The organism is Akkermansiaceae bacterium, assembly GCA_024233115.1.
Taxonomy (GTDB): domain Bacteria; phylum Verrucomicrobiota; class Verrucomicrobiia; order Verrucomicrobiales; family Akkermansiaceae; genus Oceaniferula.
The window spans coordinates 628,177-644,796 of record JACKQB010000002.1 but is presented as its reverse complement, the minus strand read 5'-3'; the positions used below and the strand labels follow the sequence as shown (position 1 = coordinate 644,796).

The window sequence follows — 16,620 nt, the reverse complement described above, 5'->3', positions numbered from 1 at the left end:
AAACCAACCACATCATGAGATTTCCACTGACTCCAGTTCTTATTCTTGCCCTTTGCTCGCAGGCATGGTCGTTGACCCTGCCTACGGTTTTTACCGACCACATGGTTCTCCAGCGAGGGCAGAACGTTCCCGTATGGGGGACGGCTGACCCCGGTGCCGGGGTGACTGTTTCTTTTGCCGGCCAGACACAATCGGTGAAAGCCGGTGCTGACGGCAAGTGGCGTGTTGATCTTTCAGCACTCAAGGCATCCACTGAATCCAGGGAGCTCACCGTGACGTCGGGATCGTCCGAAACGGTGATCAAGGACGTGCTTGTGGGGGAAGTGTGGCTCTGCTCGGGGCAGTCCAACATGCAGTGGAGCATGCGGCAAAGCGAGAACGGCAAGGAGGCAATCGCCGCAGCCAATCATCCCTTGATCCGACTCTACAACACACCGCGCGTTCCATCGGCTGTCCCCCTGGATAAAATCAACGCCAGCTGGCAGGTGTGTCAGCCTCGGGCGGTCGAACATTTTTCCGCCGTCGCTTATTACTTTGGCAGGAAGCTTCAGAAGGAGCTTGATGTGCCGGTAGGGCTTCTCCTGAGTGCGTGGGGAGGGACCCGGATTGAACCATGGACGCCACCGTGTGGCTTTGAAGGGATCAAGGAGGTCGCTGACATCCACGCCATGGTGCAGAGCACTTTGCCGGGGGCGCCCGTCTATCAAAAAAAACTGTCTGCCTATTTTGAAGCGATGAAACAATGGCAGTCCACCAGTGAAAAAGCCTTTGCTGAGGGGCGGCCCGTCACGGCACCTCCCAGGTTCCCCGATGGCTTGGTGCTAACGGGTAATCAACAGACGCCTACCAAACTCTACAACGGCATGCTGCATGCGCACATACCGTTTGCGATCAAAGGTGCCATTTGGTACCAGGGGGAATCGAACTACCGCGAGGGCAAGGTCTATACCCAAAAGACAAAGGCTCTCCTCCAAGGATGGCGCAAACTGTGGGGTTATGATTTCCCCTACTACTTCGTCCAGATCGCGCCCTTTAAATACGGTAACGATGCTGCTGAGCTGCTGCCTGAATTCTGGGAAGCGCAAGCAGACATCGTTAGAACCATTCCGAAGACAGGTATGGTTGTCGTCAGCGACCACGCGACCCTCAACAACATCCACCCGCCGAACAAACTGGTTCCGGGAACCCGCCTTGCCTTGCTGGCCCTGGCAAACGACTATGGTAAAGACGTCGTATCATCCGGCCCCGTGTTTAAGAGCCTCGAACAACTAGGGGACTCGCTGAAGTTGGATTTTGATCACGCCAAGGGGTTGAAAACCAACGATGGCAAGGCACCCGATTGGTTTGAAGTCGCCGGTAAAGAGGGGGAGTTCAAACAAGCGGCCGCCGTCATCCAGGGCGAGTCCGTGATGGTGAAATCGGCTGAAGTCGCCGAGCCGCTGGCGGTCCGGTTTGCGTGGCATAAACTAGCAACACCCAATCTCGTCAATGGTGCGGGTCTGCCGACTGCGGCATTCCGTGCCGGAAAACTGCCTGTTCCCATGAACTCAGCTTCAACAAACGTTCCTGAGGCAAAGGGATACCGTGTGATCTATCAGGTGGATATTCCCCGGGATGCCGACTACTCCGGTAGCGCCCCCCGTTACCAGGTCGATAACAGCACCAAGGACCGCGCCGCTTTTCAACGCATCGCCTACTACCTCGAACTTGAGCAGAACAATGGCACCAAACAGTATGTGTTTGCAGCCATGGACAAATTCACCGACGAGTTGAAGAAAATCGGGGTGCCGACAGCATCCAGTGGTGCCCGGTTCATGCAGAATGTCGAAGCCCTGACGGTCCGCACGAATGTCAAGGGGCTGACCGAATGCACAAATTCAGATGGAGGTAACATCGAGTTCTGGCCCGGGAATTATGCCTCAGGCAATGCAAATAACATCCGGGGAGCCAAAGCCGAGGTCTATGACTTTGGCGATCAAGCGGTGCAGCAGATTCCCGGATACGGATGTATGCAGGTGCATCACTGGAAGACCCAACAAACGGCCTTTGCTTTGAATCATTGGGGGAAATATGGCACTGTCGATGTTGGAATTGGAAACTCAGCGGGGAAGACCCGTGACTGGACGTTCACCGGCAATGCAAATGATTATAAAGTCATCCGCCTCACCGTGATGGTGAAATAGGGTCAATTTTGCCCGGGATTCAACTTCAGCCCGAGTTCGAGGATTTTTGCCCGGACGCCGTCCATGGGGTAATCCTGGCTGCGATGGTCGAAGTAATTCTGTAGCCACGCATATTGAGTCTTCTCGTCAGGAAAAAGCGCCGTCTCCGGGATGCGTTCGGTTTCGGGAACGGCGAGTAAATTCTGTAACACAAAAAGGCAGCAGACGAGGTTGGGGGTATGGTTCCTGTCGGATGCATCAAACAGCTCCCGCCCCATCGTGTAAGCATCCTTTTCCCTGCCTTTGACCCGGGTCATGGTGTAAAAGGTGAAACGCATCAGCTGGGTTCGCTTGTAGTCGGGCAGGCTTTTACACGCCAGGGTATCTTCGTAGTGCTTGAGGGCGCGTTTGAGATCGGGGAGTTTGTGGTAGTCGCTCCAGAGGCGGGCGAGTGCGTTGTGAAGTTGCCAGTTATCCGGGTTCTGGCGAACGCCCTCTTCGAGAAAGGCGCTGCCTTTGTCGATATAGCGCCTCCGCATTGCGGATTGTTTAAACGGGCTGAGGTCTTTGTTTTCCTTGTAGTAAACCGAGGCATTGGTGTGCAGATGCCAGGCACCCGTGTCCCAATAGTGGGTCGTCTGAGGCTGGAGTGCGGTGATGATCTGGTAACTTGTCTCCACCTTCGCCCAGTCAAGGTTTTCAAAATGCACAAAGGCGCGCAGGTTTTCAATCGATGCAATCGGTGACCGCATGCCGCCGAGGACCGCAGCGGCGCTCACTTGCCCGAGCTCCCGTTTATCGAGGTTTTTCATCGGCGGCTGGATCAAATCCTCGGCTAACAATTCCTGGTGGATCTGCTCCTCGTAGTCGACCTTCAGCAGGCCAAAACCTGCTAATACGAAGATGACGACGACCAGTTGAGCTAAGGTTTTCATCCGTTAAAATTCTTTTTTCCTGAAGGTGAACCAGGCGAGGATGCTGTAGATGCCTGTGTAGAAAAAGGTCAGCTTCACAAGGTGGACAAACAAATCCGGACTAATGACCTTGCCCTTGTTGGTGGCGTCATTGATATTGAAGAGCTGGAAGTCGGGGAAAACGAGAGCAGCGGCCTGCGACAAGAATTTCACGTGTTTGGAAGCATCCTTTCCGGACGTGTGCAGCCAGTAATTGCGGGCGTCAGCGGTGAAGTGGCCGATGCAGAAGATCACAACGGAAATAACGATGGTAAAGAGGGTTGAACTCGAGAATGTGGAGATCAGCAACGCGATGGCGGCCATGATGCAGGCCTTCATAAACAGGGCGCCGATACCCGCTTGTAGACTCCACGTGACGCCCTGGCTACTGATGTCCGCATAGCGTGTCTCGACGTATTCCTTGGGCCATTTGAGTGCCTTGGCAATTTCCATCTCCTCAACCAGGAGCTGTTCGGTCCGGTAATGCAGGATCACCGACAGCATGACATCCATCAGTAACAAGGAAATCCCGATCAGGCAAAAAACACCTAACAGCTTCCCGAGCAGGTAGTCGAAGCGTGGCACAGGTTTGCTCAAGATGGTATAAAGGGTCCGGTCTTCGAGGTCTTTCGGGATCAGCAGTGCGGTCGACGCAATCGCGATGATGATGGAAAAAATCAACATCGCGCCCGATGCCCACCCCTTGATATCGATAAGGACTTGCTCAGCGGAATCATCGGCGGCACGGCTCCATGGTCCTTCGAAATAGCTCATTGCCAGCATCAGGATGGCGAAGACGGCCAGGAAATAGAACACCTTCATTCTCACCAGATGGGTAAAGGTGTGGCCCGCTATAACCAGGATGCGGGCCGGGGAGAAAAATCCGTTTCTACGCATTGTGTGCTCCTTTCTCGCTGGCTGGTTCCGTTTGTTCATCGCCTGGTCCGTCATCGCCCCGCTGTTGATCAGGTCCGGTCTCCTTGGCGTCCGATTTCCTGGCCTCACTGAGGAACAGACGTTCCAAGGTGGTTCTCGGTTTACCCATGTGGACGAATTCCGCATTCTCGGAGTCGGCGATCACCGCTCGAATCCGGGCCAGCATCCGGGGACTGGCGTTTTTAATGATGACCTCCGTCTGGTCCTCGATGGCAATGAGATCGTCCAGCCGGCCTTCCTTGACCAGTTTTCCCTTAAAGATGATGCCGACGTGGTCGCAGACTTCCTGGACCTGTTCCAGCAGATGGGAGCAGAGGAATACAGTGACCCCGCGCTCCTTGAGATCGACGATCAAGTCCCTGATCTGGCGTGAACCTACGGGGTCGACGCCAGCGGTCGGCTCATCCAGGATAAGGAGTCGTGGCTCGTGGATCAGTGCTTGTGCCAGTCCGATCCGTTGCAACATCCCCTTGGAGTAGCCACCGACCCTACGCTTGCGCGCGTCTTGAAGAGAAACCATTTCCAGCATTTCATCGACCTTCTGCTGGACTTCTTTGCCGCGCATTCCACAGAGTTTTGCGTAAAACCTGAGTGTTTCCTCGCCATTGAGATGCTTGTAAAAATACGGATTTTCGGGCAGGAAGCCGATTTCCTGTCGGGAGTCGGTTTTGAGCGAGTTTTTTCCAAACACATGGCAGCTGCCGGCGGTGGGTGCCAGTAGACCCAGCAGGGCTTTCATCGTGGTTGATTTTCCCGAGCCATTGGGGCCGATCAGGCCATAGACCTCACCGGGCATGATGGTCAGGGAGACATCATCAACGGCTTTGACCTTCGTCTTCCGGAAAGGCGAGGGGAACTCCTTGACCAGATGGTTGATTTGAACAGCGGGCGTTTCTTCCATAATTGAACTGCCCCCGAAGATAACGCGATCAGCGCGTGGTGCAATGGCTTTTGTCCGTCACTTGAAAAATTCTCAGCTCGTTCACCTAAACTTCATATTTACGTTTCCATTAGACAAATCACTCGGTTTATGGCGATATCCCTCATGTATGAAAACACAATTACTCATGTTTACCACCGCAGCGGTCGTCCTGTTCGGCTTGACAAGCTGCTTTCAAGTTGAATCCAATATCACTGTTAAAAAGGATGGTAGTGGAACCATCACCGAGGAAATGATCCTTGGTGAGCAGATGAAGATGATGCTCGAAATGGCTGCCGCCCAGGGTGGTCAGCCGGGGGCGGAGAATCCCATGGCCAAGATGCTTGATAAAGCCAAGGCCGAAGCCCGTGCCAAGAAAATGGGCGAGGGTGTGGAGCTGGTCAGCGTCGAGAAAATCGATGCCAACGGTAAGCTCGGTGTGAAAACCACCTTCAAGTTCGCTGATATCAACAAGCTGAAGTACTCCGCCAACGACGCTATCGATATGGGAGACGTGCCCGGCGCTGCCAAGCAGGTGGAAGAGGCCGGTGAAGCCGGGGTTAAGTTTGAATTTGCCGATGGAACACTCACGATTATTCAGAAGGCACCCAAAGTTGACAAAGGCGGTGAGGCACCCGAGGGCGGCGAAAAGCCCGAGGCTCCAGAGATGGACCCACAGGCCATGGCGATGATGCAAGGCATGATGAAGGATATGCGTGTGACTACCAAGGTTACCATCGAGCCAGGTATTGCCAAAACTGACGCCAGCCATGTTGAGGGCAACGTCATCACGCTGTCCGACATCCAGATGGGCAAGATCATGGCGGACCCCGAGAAACTCAAGGCGCTCCAGAGCGGCGACTTTGACAAGGCCAAGGAAGCGATGAAAGGCGTGGATGGCATCAAGTTCGAGGACAAGGAGAAGGTCACTGTGGAAATGAAGTAAGCTGCCATTTTGGCAGCGGTTACTAGTGACTTGTTATTGGTTACTAGCTATTAAGAACAATCAGATAAGAACAATCAGATGCCCCGCTTCGGCGGGGCATTTATTGTGTACAAAAAACGCGCCGGTGTGGTCACCGGCGCGCAAACAAACACGATATGAAAACGTATCGTATGAAAAAAAACGGGGAGCGGTTAAGCTTCGGACGCGAGAGCCTCTTTACGGGCCTTTTTGATGATGTCGCGCACGGTATCGGATGGCTGGGCTCCTTTGGAGATCCATTCATCAGCCTTGGTGACGTCGATGGTGTAGTTCACACCTTCCTCCATGGGATTGTAGACACCGATTTGCTCGATGTAACGACCGTCACGGCGCTTGCGGCTGTCGACAGCAACGATCTTGTAAAAGGGACGATCCTTGGTGCCTTGGCGGTTAAGTCTGAGAGTAAGCATAATAAGATGGGTAGAAATTGGGTGCCGCTGCTGCGGCGGGGCGGGAAATTGTACGATGAGCCGCCATTTGCCAAGCGAAAAATGTCATATTTAGTCTATTTCGCATTTTCTTTCCGGAAATTACTGCTATCTACCCGCACCGACCTGCCCAGCAGGCTTGGAGTTTGGAGTTTAAAACTTGAGTTTACCTAATACATGTTTATCGATCACATCAGGATTATTGCCCAGGCGGGTGATGGAGGCAATGGCGTCGTCCATTTCCGCAGGGAAAAATTTCGTCCGAAAGGTGGTCCTGACGGCGGTGACGGTGGTGACGGCGGTTCGGTGATCCTCCGCGTCGATCCCTCGGTGGATAATCTCAAGGCCTATTCCTACGATCCCAAGCTCATTTGCAAAGGCGGCGAACACGGTGCCGGCAACCGCAAGCATGGAAGAACGTCCAAGGACAAGATTGGCCGGGTCCCGCCGGGCACCGTGGTCTACCGCAGTAACGCAACCACCGTCTCCGAAGCGGTCGAGCTGGAGCGCAGCGAAACCGGAATCGACCTCCAACCGATCGCCGACCTGACCGAATACGGTGAGGAGTTTGTACTGTGCAAAGGGGGTAAGGGGGGCAAGGGCAACTGGCATTACAAAACCTCCACCAACCAGGCTCCGGAAGAGCATACCCTCGGCACCGAGGCCGAATCCGGCGTGTTCTACCTTGAGCTGCGCCGCATCGCCGACGCCGGCATGGTCGGATTTCCCAACGCAGGCAAGTCGACCCTCGTCAACAAACTCTCGCATGCGACACCTAAAATAGGCAGTTACCCCTTCACCACGCTGAACCCGATGGTGGGTGTGGTGGAGTTTGCCAATTACCGGCGTTGCACGGTGGCGGACATACCAGGCCTGATCGAGGGAGCCCATGAGAACCGGGGGCTTGGCCACGAGTTCCTGCGCCACATCACCCGTTGCAAGCTGCTGCTCTTTGTCATTGATATGGCCGGCAGCGAAGGTCGTGACCCAATCGAAGACCTGCAGACGCTCCGAACCGAGATCAAGATGTACGATGAAGATCTCGCCAAGTTCGAGTGGATCATCATCGCCAATAAAATGGATCTCGAAGGTGCCGAGGAAAACCTCGCCCTTTTCCGGGCACGCTTCCCGAAACAAACCATCATCCCGCTGTCAGCCGATACGGAAGAAGGCCTCGAAGCGCTGCGCCAGGAACTCGACCAGCGGGTAGGTTACCGGAAGGACAAGGGAGCTAAGTGATTGGTTGAGGGAATACCTACCTTCCTCCAGGGGCAATCGATTTTCTCATTTCAGGATCTTGGGCATCAAGCCAGCGCTGGGCGCCTTCTTTGTCGTCTCGTTTCCATGATGAATAGATGTTCCTGTAGTTTTGCAGACGCTTTTTCTCGTCTTTGATTTCGTCTGCCCAGCTAATGGAAAGTTGGTAGTTGTCATCCCATCTCATCTGTTTGATGGCTTCGCTGCGGAGCTGGTCCTGGTCAATGTCGCTCTGCCCGTTGAGCCAGTTTTTAGCTTGATCGGGTGTTTTTCTCGCCCAGCCAGCGAAGATGTCTTCGACCGCGTCAGCGGGATCAGCATCGGCGGCTAGCTGACCGATTCGCCACGCCATGGCTTTTTCGGGTTCTGTTTGCCCCCATTGCTCAGCCACCTGTCCAGTGATCTCGGACTTGTCCTCACCCGGCCATTTTTCGACAAATTCGATCGCCCCCTGGACATCCTTCATCGCTATCTGTCTAGCGATGGTGCTCCCCGTTTCGGTGAGGGCATCTTTATCGTCTAGAGTCTGGAGATAGTCTAGCAGCATCTGACGCTGCTCTGGATTGTTGGCGACGGTTGAGCCAAGGCTCTGGAATACTTCGTCACGGCTTGAGCTATCGACGTTTTTAGCTTTTAGGAAAGCCTGGTCAAAATGATCTTTAGCCAGCGCCGCAATCGCACGGGCTTCAAATTGTTTGCGTTCGCGTGGTTTGAGAGTCTCTTTATTGGCCTCATACCATCTGTAAGCACCGTTTGGATCACTACTTCCCCAGGCTTGTAGGGCCATTTCATGCATTGGAAAAAAATCACGTCGATCTTTCGATTCACTCACATACTGCATCGCCGAGGCCCCGTCTTTTTTTGCCCATTGCATCACTAACATGGCTTTCATGAACATGGCCGATTGATGCGGTAACTGGAGTGATTTGATTTCCCCGAGGGCGAGTTTGATTTCCTCCGGCGACATATCCCTAGCCATTTCCCAAATACCAAAGAGCGCATCGAAGTCGGGCATGCCGCGCTCCAAGTTGAGCTGTTCAGCGAGTTGGGTCATGTATTTGACTTTATTGTCAACCAAAGTCCCTGTTGAGCCGCCCCCATGGCGGGGAGCGTCTGCGTCGTTCCTTATGCGTGACGACCGGTAGTCGGATGGCGTTGCCCCGCTAGGATCAGCAGCCTCCGAGTCCGAACCACTGGTGGCTGATTGGGTTTTCCGACCAATGATGATCCCGACTCCGAGCGCGATCAAGAGGGCTGCGACCCAAGGTGTCTGGCTTTTCATGGCAATAATCTACGGGGAGAAAAGTGGAGTCACAAGGGGGAATGCGGTTGTCACTGAAAGTTGTGGATAAAGTGCGACTGAGTGCCCGCGCTTTGGGATTGCGGCGATCATATTCGCCGCTTTTCATCCTCATTGGTGTGCTGTCTCGTAGAGCCGGGCACGCTGAAACTCAAAACGGCACTTTTTCTTTCGCCTCCGTGCGCGTATTGACGGTTGGGAGGGGGATGGCGCAGTGGCACCGAACGAGTATCCAAAGCGCAGAGCCCTCCTGACGTCGGAGGCTGCGCACTCCAAGGCTACGCAAGTCGCAGGGAAGCCAAACCGCAGTGTGGGCACGGGTTTCAGTTGCCCCCGGAAAATTCACAGTCGGGAGGGGAAAGAAACGCTGACGTCTGAGCCTTTTGTGTAACAGAGGTTCACGGGGGTGGCGTCGTTGAGGAAGGCGAAGTCCTCGCCGTAGTTCATTGCGAAATCAACATCGATTTGACTGTCCGTGACCGTAGCGACTTCCCATTGCGGGTGGAACACTTCATATTGAATCGTGCCGCCGGGGTGTTTGGTAAACCCTAGATAATGCTCGGTGATGAACTCCTCGATGGAGCCTGAAGCAGGTCGTGCAGGCTTGTTTGTTAGGTTGATGGCGATCCGACTCATCAAGTTTGCACCCCAGGTATATTCGATGTTGGGAGGCGCGATCTTATGCGACATCCTGGTCGCGACGTAGTGCTCTTTGAAAAGTGTGTTGGAAATCAGCGGGATGACGGACCTGGGGACAATCTCCTTGATAAAGGCGACCGACCGTTTTTCGGGCTCACCCTCCGGGTGAATGTAGAAACGTAAATTGACTTCCTCGAAATTGCGATGAAAGGGGACAGGGATGCCCATCACCCGTGTCTTTTTGAACATGAAGGCGACCAGGCTAACAAAACACTGTCCTTCAAAGAGATCGAGTAAGGTGCCGCCAGGCACATAAGGCTCCAGCACTTGCGGATCTACCTCGTAATTGGCGAGAATCAGGTCCTCCCATCTGGCGTTGAGAAAGTGCATTTTTTCTAACCGCTAAATACGCCAAATACGCGAAAGTTGCTTGACCAGTGGATTCAGTGGATATGAAAATTTAGCGTAGTTCGCGTATTTAGCGGTCAGTAGCTATTCAGGGATCGAGTGATAGATCTGCTCCAGGGTCAGCACGGCGTAGGCGGTGACCAGCACGGGGTCGCTTTCCCACCAGCGGGAGTTTTTATTGACCCATGAGCCGTCGGGTGCCTGGGTCGAGAGCAGGGCGTTGGAGAGTTCGTTGCGCCAGTCGATCTCCTTGCCGTCCTTGGTGGTCAGTTTGTCGACATTGGCGGCAGCGAGGCCCTTGGCCATGGTGTGATAGTAGTAGAACAGCCCTTGTTGGCCGAGGCTCGGATCCTCCTTGGTGGCGAGGCCGGGGTTTTCCTTGACGGTGAAGTTCTCGGAGAGCCACTTTTTGACAGCGGTTACGCGGATGTCTTTTTCATCGAGCTCGGCGTAGATCATCGAGAGCAGGGCGGCGTAGGACATGGAGCCATAGCCACGCAGCTCCTTGGTGCCATCGGGCAGGGTGCGCGTGCCGGCTTTGGAGTCGCCAGGGAAGTAGTTGAATGAGCCGTCGTTGCCAATGCCGGGCTGGTCGTTGGTTTCCTTCAGGTTCTGGGTGCGGGAGATAAACTTGATCGCCGCCTCCCAGTTGAGTTCCGGCTGTTTGCCCTCGGCGTCATCCTGGGCGATGTGGCGTGATAGTTTGAGTGCCTCGATGGAAAGGTAGGTGTTCGACATGTCGGAGTGCTGGTAAGAGCCGCCGTAGCCGATGCCGCCATCGTATTTGTTGTCGGTTTCCCCTTTGTTATCCCAGTCGGTTTGCTGGTTGATCAGGAAACGGCGGGCTTTCAGGATGGCCGGGTGGTAGGATTTGTCACCCGTGGAAACAAGAGCCACGATGGAGGTGGCGGTGTTGTAGGTGCCGAGTCCCTTTCCATAGATACCGCCGTCATCCTTCTGTTGCTTGGTAAGCCAGGCGTAGCCTTTGTCGATGTAGTCCGCCTTCTGATACGAGGGGGAACGCAGCGCAGCGGTGAGCGCGAGAGCCGTGTAGGCAGGGTAATCTGTATCACGCCAGAAACCTGCCTTGTCCTGCTGGGCCTTGAGATAGTCGTTGCCACGTTCGATGGCCCGCTTCATCTCCAGTTTGATCGAGAGGTAGGGCTCCTGTTTATCCTGTGCTGATAGAGGCAGGCTGCCAACGATGCTTGAAATGATCAAAGAGCTAACAATTTTCATAGTGTTTGGTATTGGGGATTTGAAACCTGGAGTTTACGGTGCCGCCGCCCACGGCTTCAGGGTGACGGTCAGAGCGGTACCTTCAGCCGGTATCCGTGGGGCGGGGAACCAGAGGGTGTCGTCGTCGCGATCCTTGCCGGGGTAGTTGGCGATGGACCCCTCGTCCGGGAAAATGGTGAAGATGTTGCCGGTCAGCTTGGCTTTGAATTTTTGATGATGCACGTATGAGCCGTTATAGACCCAGGGGGTGTGAGGCATGGGTTTTTTGAGGATGCGGTGCTGTAACCAGTCGGTGATCGGGAATGTCTTTTCCTTCCCACCTTGATTCCAGGTAATGAAGATGCCGAAACGCGCGGCCTTTTTGATCTCATCCGCCACCACGGGATAATTTTCGCTTGGGGTGCCATCGGCTTTCAGCTCGCGGAAGAGTTCGGGGGATTCCTTGTAGTTGAGAAGCTTGAGCGCGATGTTGACGTGGGTTGGGTCGGCCTCGGTGACGAGCAGGGCTTCATGCACCTTTTCTCCATTCACATGGACGAGCAGGTATTCGAGCACCGTCCCTGGGTCGGTGATGTTGGTTTGCGCAGGAATGGTGATCTCGCGCGTGTCCTTGTTGAGCTTGATCTTACCAATCTGATAGGTGGAGGGGGAGATTTTTTTGACCACAGGTTCCTGCCTGGCCGGTTTGACGGATGTCTCGGACTCAGGGGCTACTTTATTTTCCGGCGCGTCAGTCGTCCCGGGTGCGGCGGGTTCGGCCCAAGCACAGGGAGCCAGTCCCACAATCGCGAGAAAGGGGAGAGACCTGGTATGGAGGTTGATGGGATGGATCATCTTGCTCTGCAGTGAATGTAACGTAGATGGAGAGGTTTTCTTGGTTTTTTTTTACATAAAATGCCCCCCCGGGTTGAATGGGCGTCGGATTACTCCTGTTCGGCGAGCCAACGCTCGACTTCAATGGCTGCGGCGCAGCCCTGGCCGGCGGCGGTGATCGCCTGACGGTATTCCGTGTCCGAGATGTCGCCAGCCGCATAAATTCCCTCGACGCTGGTGCGGGTGCCGTGTTTTTGCAGGATGTAGCCGTTGTCGTCTGTTTCGACCAATCCATTGAGGAAGTCGCTGTTGGGGGTGTGGCCGATCGCCATGAAAACGCCTTCGACCTCGAGCTCGGAGAGATCCCCGCTTTGAGTGTCAGCAAGGCGGACGGCACGGATGTCGCCCTTTTCGTTGGTTAGATACTCCTTGATTCCCGAGTTCCAGATGACTTCGATTTTTTCGTGGTTCAGGGCACGTTGGGCCATGATCTTGGATGCCCGGAGCTCGTCGCGCCGGACGATCAGGTAGACCTTGCTGGCAAATTTGGTGAGAAAGGTGGCTTCTTCACAGGCCGAGTCGCCACCGCCGACCACGCAGACGGGCACGTTGCGGTAGAATGCCCCGTCACAGGTGGCACACGCTGTCAACCCGTGCCCCCCCTTGGTAAGTTCTTCCTCGCCGGGTAGTCCGAGGTAGCGGGCGGAGGCGCCGGAGCAGACGATCACCGCCTTGGTGTGAAGCTCCTTGTCGCCCACTTTGAGGGTGAATGTGCCGTCGTCGTTTTTGGTGACGGCTTCGACGCGACCAAACTCGACGCGGGTGCCGAATTTCTCGGCTTGTTGTTGCATTTTCACCATCAGCTCAGGGCCGCTGATGCCTTCGGGAAAACCGGGGAAGTTTTCCACTTCAGTGGTTGTGGTCAGTTGGCCTCCGGGTTGGGTGCCGGTCAGCACAAGCGGGTTAAGATCGGCACGGGATGCGTAGATGGCGGCGGTGTATCCGGCAGGGCCGGTTCCTATGATGATGACGTTTTCCATGATGTTGAGAGTGTGAACGCGCGGGATTATGCCCGTTAATGATCGGTGGGCAAGTGGTTTTATCCGGTCATGCCGCAGCGAAGTAACAACGGCTGCCCGCGGGTCATGCGACAGGGATTCTATAGCTAGAACATAGCTAGAACATGAAGGTTGTCATGTTCTTGCGGCACAGTGATGCCATTTCCTCCACCAGAGCCGGGTCGGTATTGTTAGAGCTGACCAGGCTGATTGTGCAGGAGAACTCTTTGAAAGGCTCCATATCTTGGAAACGGAGAAGGTTTCCGAATATGCGGGTCCACATCGATGCGGGGCCTGGAAAGATGCCAATATCGTTTAAGCCTAGACAAGTGGCTGCGATATGGTCGAAGCACGGCAATTCCTGAATAGCCCGGTAGGTCATGCCGGCCTCGGCTGCTTGTCTGCTCTGCAAGATGCCTTTGATACCGTAGACGAGGGTTCCACTCGGAATGAGTAGATTCATAAATGAGGGGGGATCCTTGGGCGCCGTGGTTGCGGTTGCCGAGCAGAGTCCGGGGATTTGAATGATGTCGGTATATTGGTATCCAATGCCAGCAGGGCGGGGGGCATATTGACACAGGATGGAGAGGTCGGACTCGATTAATGAGACTCCTGCACTTGTCACGGGATGGCTGGGTAGCTGCAGCTTGATGCGTGGATCCCCGCTTATTTCAGACCGCAGGCTGTGTGTCCATGGGCAGGAGGGGATGGACATGGAGATGGCGTCTGTATCCATTGCCCTGATGGCCTCTGCTGCATGTGCCACCCTGAGGAAGCTGGTAAGCAGTTGCTTGACCCGTGGCAGGAGCATTTGCCCGGCAGTGTTCAGGGAGATGTGTCCACCGGCTCGATCAAAGAGTTGGGTGTCCAGGTCTTTCTCGATTTTTTGCAGAGCCGACGAGAGTGTCGGCTGTGTGATGCCAAGCTGGGCAGCGGCGGCGGATATGTTCTCGAGCTTGGCAGCATGGGTGAAGTAGTGGAGTTGCTTGATCGATAAGTTCATTGATTTGTGCGTTGTGTAATGAGCTTGTTATTTCGATATCTGGAAAAATTCGTTGACCGCGGGTTTGAGTGGAGGCCGGAGTCGGGAGATGAGATAAACCGGAGTCGTTGCGTTTTTTTGAAACGGAAGTGCTGACACGTTTTTCGGGGGGAGCCCCTGGCTTAAGAGTATGGAAGGGAAGACCGCATCAGGCTGGGATGAAAATTGCAATGCCTCGGTTGCGTTGGCAGCGCGGATGAAACGAGTTTCCTTGTTCTGGAATCCAAGGGTGTCCCGAAGCAGATCCAGTGCCCGTGCCTCTGTCATCAACGACCACAGAATGACGGTCAGGCCGTTTGTCGACGGCTGTGCGTTGTCGCCATTGCTTTGGTAGTAAACCAGTGGCTCCTGGTAGAGCACCCGTGACGACAACTGTTTATGCGTAGAGGGGAGGCAGCTTATGAATGCCTCGCACGCACCTGACAGGAGGTGTTGTTCGTTGAGGTTGAATTTGAAAATCGGATCCAACGAGCCGGAGCGGGTGCTTGGATCGAGGAATTTCTCCCGGAGCGTGTGTGAAAATGCCAGGCAGGGGTTAACTCCTATCACTGTTTTGTGGTATGCCCGATGCGCGTTGCCTATTGTTTCCTCCAGAGACATCAAGGATTGCCTTAGCTCGTCGAATGACCGCAGCCACCTTTTTGCCTCATCAGTGAGGCGGAAAGCCCCTCCTGATTTGCGTGCGACCAGCCTAAACCCCACGCTGTCCTCCATTGAGCGGATATTACGCCGTAGGTGCGCTTCGCTGATTTTTAATCGATAGGCTGCTTCTGTATAGGAGTCGGCCTGATTGAGAACAAGGAGGCGTTTTAAGTTCACTAGGTCAACCCAGTCCCCACATGCTGCGCAGTAGAGGCTTGGGTGATCCTTGACTACAGGTTGGCTGCAGATCTCCACAGAATGGTTGGTTGGTCGGCTTTGATGGAGGGATGGCATCGTTGTTCCAGATATGAGGGTGAGCTTGGATCACATTAAACAGGGTCAGGGCTGTAGAAACAATGTATTTTTTGTGACTCTGTAGGTGCAAAACTTATGAGTCCATAAGGAGGGTGTTGTAGGTTGGTGGGCGCATGGAGGGAAATGTGCCTATTTGGGGGGGCAGGCTAACAGTCAGTCCGTCATAGGGGATGTGAGTCCGTTGTGTTGATCTGACACGAAGTGAAAACGGCATGCCTGATATCGGGGCGGCAGAACTTGTGGATTCCATGATCGCAAAATGAACCCGTTGGCTGGGATGCTATCGTATAACTATGATCTCTTTGTTAGTCCCCTCGCGGTATGGGGATGGTCGACGTGTTCGCACAATAGGTGGATGCAGATAACTCCGCGAATCGGTGCATGTATGGGTGAAATTACTGCAACACCGTAATACAGCATATTGCTTATGGCTCAATAGAAAATTGGAGATATTCGATGGCGATGACTCCATCAAAAAAATGTGCGTCTTGATGTGTATTTAACAAAGCCTAACTAAGCTATGGTGTTTGCGTTCAAAAGAATTTCCATTCGCAAGAACCCAAATAAAAACATGAAACCAAAAACTAACAGAATCAAGCAAGCCTTCCTGGGCTTGACGACGATGACCGCCCTAGCGGGCATGGCAGGAGCCCAGACATACCAGCCCTATGCCAATGGATCGGCAGCAGACAACGCATTGAGCTTCAACAATGGAGCCGATGCTACGGTGGAGGCTCCCTTGTCTCCCCTTGGTCTGGTCCTTACATATAACAACACTCCGGCCATCGGCAGTGGTGGTGGATGGGATTTGTCAGCCCAAGGTTCCACGAACTTAGGCGTAGGTGTTTTGGTAACCCTTCCTTTGGCTAGCACAAGAGCAAAGACTGCGACAGGAGTGGGTGATCTCACATTCGGAACCGCATCAACAGGACTGCTGAGTGACCTTGCCGGGCTTGCATTGCCGATGGCATGGGAAGCCAGCCTCACTGTCCCCGATTCTGAAACATGGACCGCCGGTGTCGCAGACACGATGACATATAACTTTGATGTGCAATTCAGCAACGGCTTGCTAGGTCTGGGCGCAGGCGTTTTCCCTGATCTCACCCTTGAGATTTCCGATGGCAGTGGCGTTCTCTACGCATCATCAGATGTGGGTGCTCTGCTTGGGATTACGAACCTGGTGAACTCGTCTTATTCGGGTAGCGCGGACTTCAACTATAATCCGGCGAACGGGCCTCTGGAGATCAAGTGGTCAGCATCCCAGACAGTCAGTGCCGGCCTGCTGGGTAATGGAGATGACGTTTTTAGGATCAGCAATACTGATTTCACGGTAACACCTGTGCCGGAGCCTTCGTCCGCCGTACTCCTTGGAGTGGGTGTGGTCACGTTGCTTGGCCGCCGCCGCCGTAAGTAACTTTGCAGTTTTGGGCTTGCTGTGTTTCGGGGGTTTGCGAGCCCAAAAAAGGGGGGAAGACTGAATTCTCCCACTGGAGCCGGGGTGCGCCCCGGCTCCCATTTTTATTT

At 54.3% G+C, this 16,620-nt stretch carries 15 protein-coding genes; 4 read left to right on the top strand and 11 right to left on the bottom strand.

Translation table 11 applies throughout. The annotated features are described in order from the left end of the window. Positions 1 to 14 precede the first annotated feature (14 nt). Complete coding sequence (locus H7A51_06935; GenBank protein ID MCP5535956.1) at positions 15 to 2,183, top strand: 9-O-acetylesterase; 2,169 nt, start codon at positions 15 to 17, stop codon at positions 2,181 to 2,183. A 2-nt stretch (positions 2,184 to 2,185) separates the two neighbouring features. On the opposite strand, the gene H7A51_06930 is transcribed toward H7A51_06935, so the two are convergent. From H7A51_06930 to H7A51_06920, 3 genes are read right to left on the bottom strand one after another with little or no spacing between them, the layout of a single operon-like run. Continuing rightward, positions 2,186 to 3,097 carry a hypothetical protein gene (locus tag H7A51_06930; protein MCP5535955.1) on the bottom strand — a complete coding sequence of 304 codons (912 nt, stop codon included), beginning with the start codon at positions 3,095 to 3,097 and terminating at the stop codon, positions 2,186 to 2,188. 3 nt (positions 3,098 to 3,100) lie between these two features. Beyond that, positions 3,101 to 4,012, bottom strand: coding sequence for an ABC transporter permease subunit (locus H7A51_06925; GenBank protein ID MCP5535954.1), 912 nt, complete (start codon positions 4,010 to 4,012; stop codon positions 3,101 to 3,103). Next, positions 4,005 to 4,952, bottom strand: a complete 948-nt coding sequence (locus tag H7A51_06920) for an ABC transporter ATP-binding protein (protein ID MCP5535953.1) — start codon at positions 4,950 to 4,952, stop codon at positions 4,005 to 4,007. The genes H7A51_06925 and H7A51_06920 overlap by 8 nt, the downstream gene beginning before the upstream one ends. Before the next feature lie 148 nt (positions 4,953 to 5,100). Between H7A51_06920 and H7A51_06915 the strand changes: the two genes are divergently transcribed. Continuing rightward, complete coding sequence (locus H7A51_06915; GenBank protein MCP5535952.1) at positions 5,101 to 5,916, top strand: hypothetical protein; 816 nt, start codon at positions 5,101 to 5,103, stop codon at positions 5,914 to 5,916. A 191-nt stretch (positions 5,917 to 6,107) separates the two neighbouring features. Here H7A51_06915 and rpsP read toward each other — a convergent pair whose 3' ends face one another. Next, the gene (gene rpsP, locus H7A51_06910; protein ID MCP5535951.1) at positions 6,108 to 6,365 is read right to left on the bottom strand and encodes a 30S ribosomal protein S16; all 258 of its coding nucleotides are present in this window, start codon (positions 6,363 to 6,365) and stop codon (positions 6,108 to 6,110) included. Positions 6,366 to 6,560: 195 nt separating this feature from the next. On the opposite strand from rpsP, the gene obgE reads away from it, so the two are divergent. Continuing rightward, positions 6,561 to 7,622, top strand: a complete 1,062-nt coding sequence (gene obgE, locus H7A51_06905) for a GTPase ObgE (GenBank protein ID MCP5535950.1) — start codon at positions 6,561 to 6,563, stop codon at positions 7,620 to 7,622. 16 nt (positions 7,623 to 7,638) lie between these two features. Here the strand turns inward: obgE and H7A51_06900 are convergent, their stop codons facing one another. The 7 genes from H7A51_06900 to H7A51_06870 all read right to left on the bottom strand — a co-directional run bounded on the left by H7A51_06900 (position 7,639) and on the right by H7A51_06870 (position 14,958). Further along, positions 7,639 to 8,667 carry a hypothetical protein gene (locus H7A51_06900; protein MCP5535949.1) on the bottom strand — a complete coding sequence of 343 codons (1,029 nt, stop codon included), beginning with the start codon at positions 8,665 to 8,667 and terminating at the stop codon, positions 7,639 to 7,641. A gap of 615 nt (positions 8,668 to 9,282) precedes the next feature. Next, positions 9,283 to 9,969, bottom strand: coding sequence for a DUF2071 domain-containing protein (locus tag H7A51_06895; protein MCP5535948.1), 687 nt, complete (start codon positions 9,967 to 9,969; stop codon positions 9,283 to 9,285). Positions 9,970 to 10,071: 102 nt separating this feature from the next. Beyond that, on the bottom strand, positions 10,072 to 11,226 hold the full coding sequence (locus tag H7A51_06890) for a terpene cyclase/mutase family protein (protein ID MCP5535947.1): 1,155 nt from the start codon (positions 11,224 to 11,226) through the stop codon (positions 10,072 to 10,074). Positions 11,227 to 11,259: 33 nt separating this feature from the next. Continuing rightward, positions 11,260 to 12,060: a hypothetical protein gene (locus tag H7A51_06885; protein MCP5535946.1), complete on the bottom strand. Its 801-nt coding sequence runs from the start codon at positions 12,058 to 12,060 to the stop codon at positions 11,260 to 11,262. Between the two features lie 89 nt (positions 12,061 to 12,149). Continuing rightward, complete coding sequence (gene trxB / locus H7A51_06880) at positions 12,150 to 13,079, bottom strand: thioredoxin-disulfide reductase (GenBank protein ID MCP5535945.1); 930 nt, start codon at positions 13,077 to 13,079, stop codon at positions 12,150 to 12,152. 136 nt (positions 13,080 to 13,215) lie between these two features. Further along, positions 13,216 to 14,100, bottom strand: coding sequence for a LysR family transcriptional regulator (locus H7A51_06875; protein MCP5535944.1), 885 nt, complete (start codon positions 14,098 to 14,100; stop codon positions 13,216 to 13,218). Between the two features lie 27 nt (positions 14,101 to 14,127). Beyond that, positions 14,128 to 14,958 (bottom strand): LysR family transcriptional regulator, encoded by an 831-nt coding sequence (locus tag H7A51_06870; protein MCP5535943.1) that lies wholly within the window; start codon positions 14,956 to 14,958, stop codon positions 14,128 to 14,130. Positions 14,959 to 15,667: 709 nt separating this feature from the next. Here H7A51_06870 and H7A51_06865 point away from each other — a divergent pair. Continuing rightward, a complete protein-coding gene (locus tag H7A51_06865) occupies positions 15,668 to 16,510 on the top strand; it encodes a PEP-CTERM sorting domain-containing protein (protein ID MCP5535942.1) in 843 nt (280 codons plus the stop codon). The last annotated feature ends 110 nt before the right edge of the window (positions 16,511 to 16,620 follow it).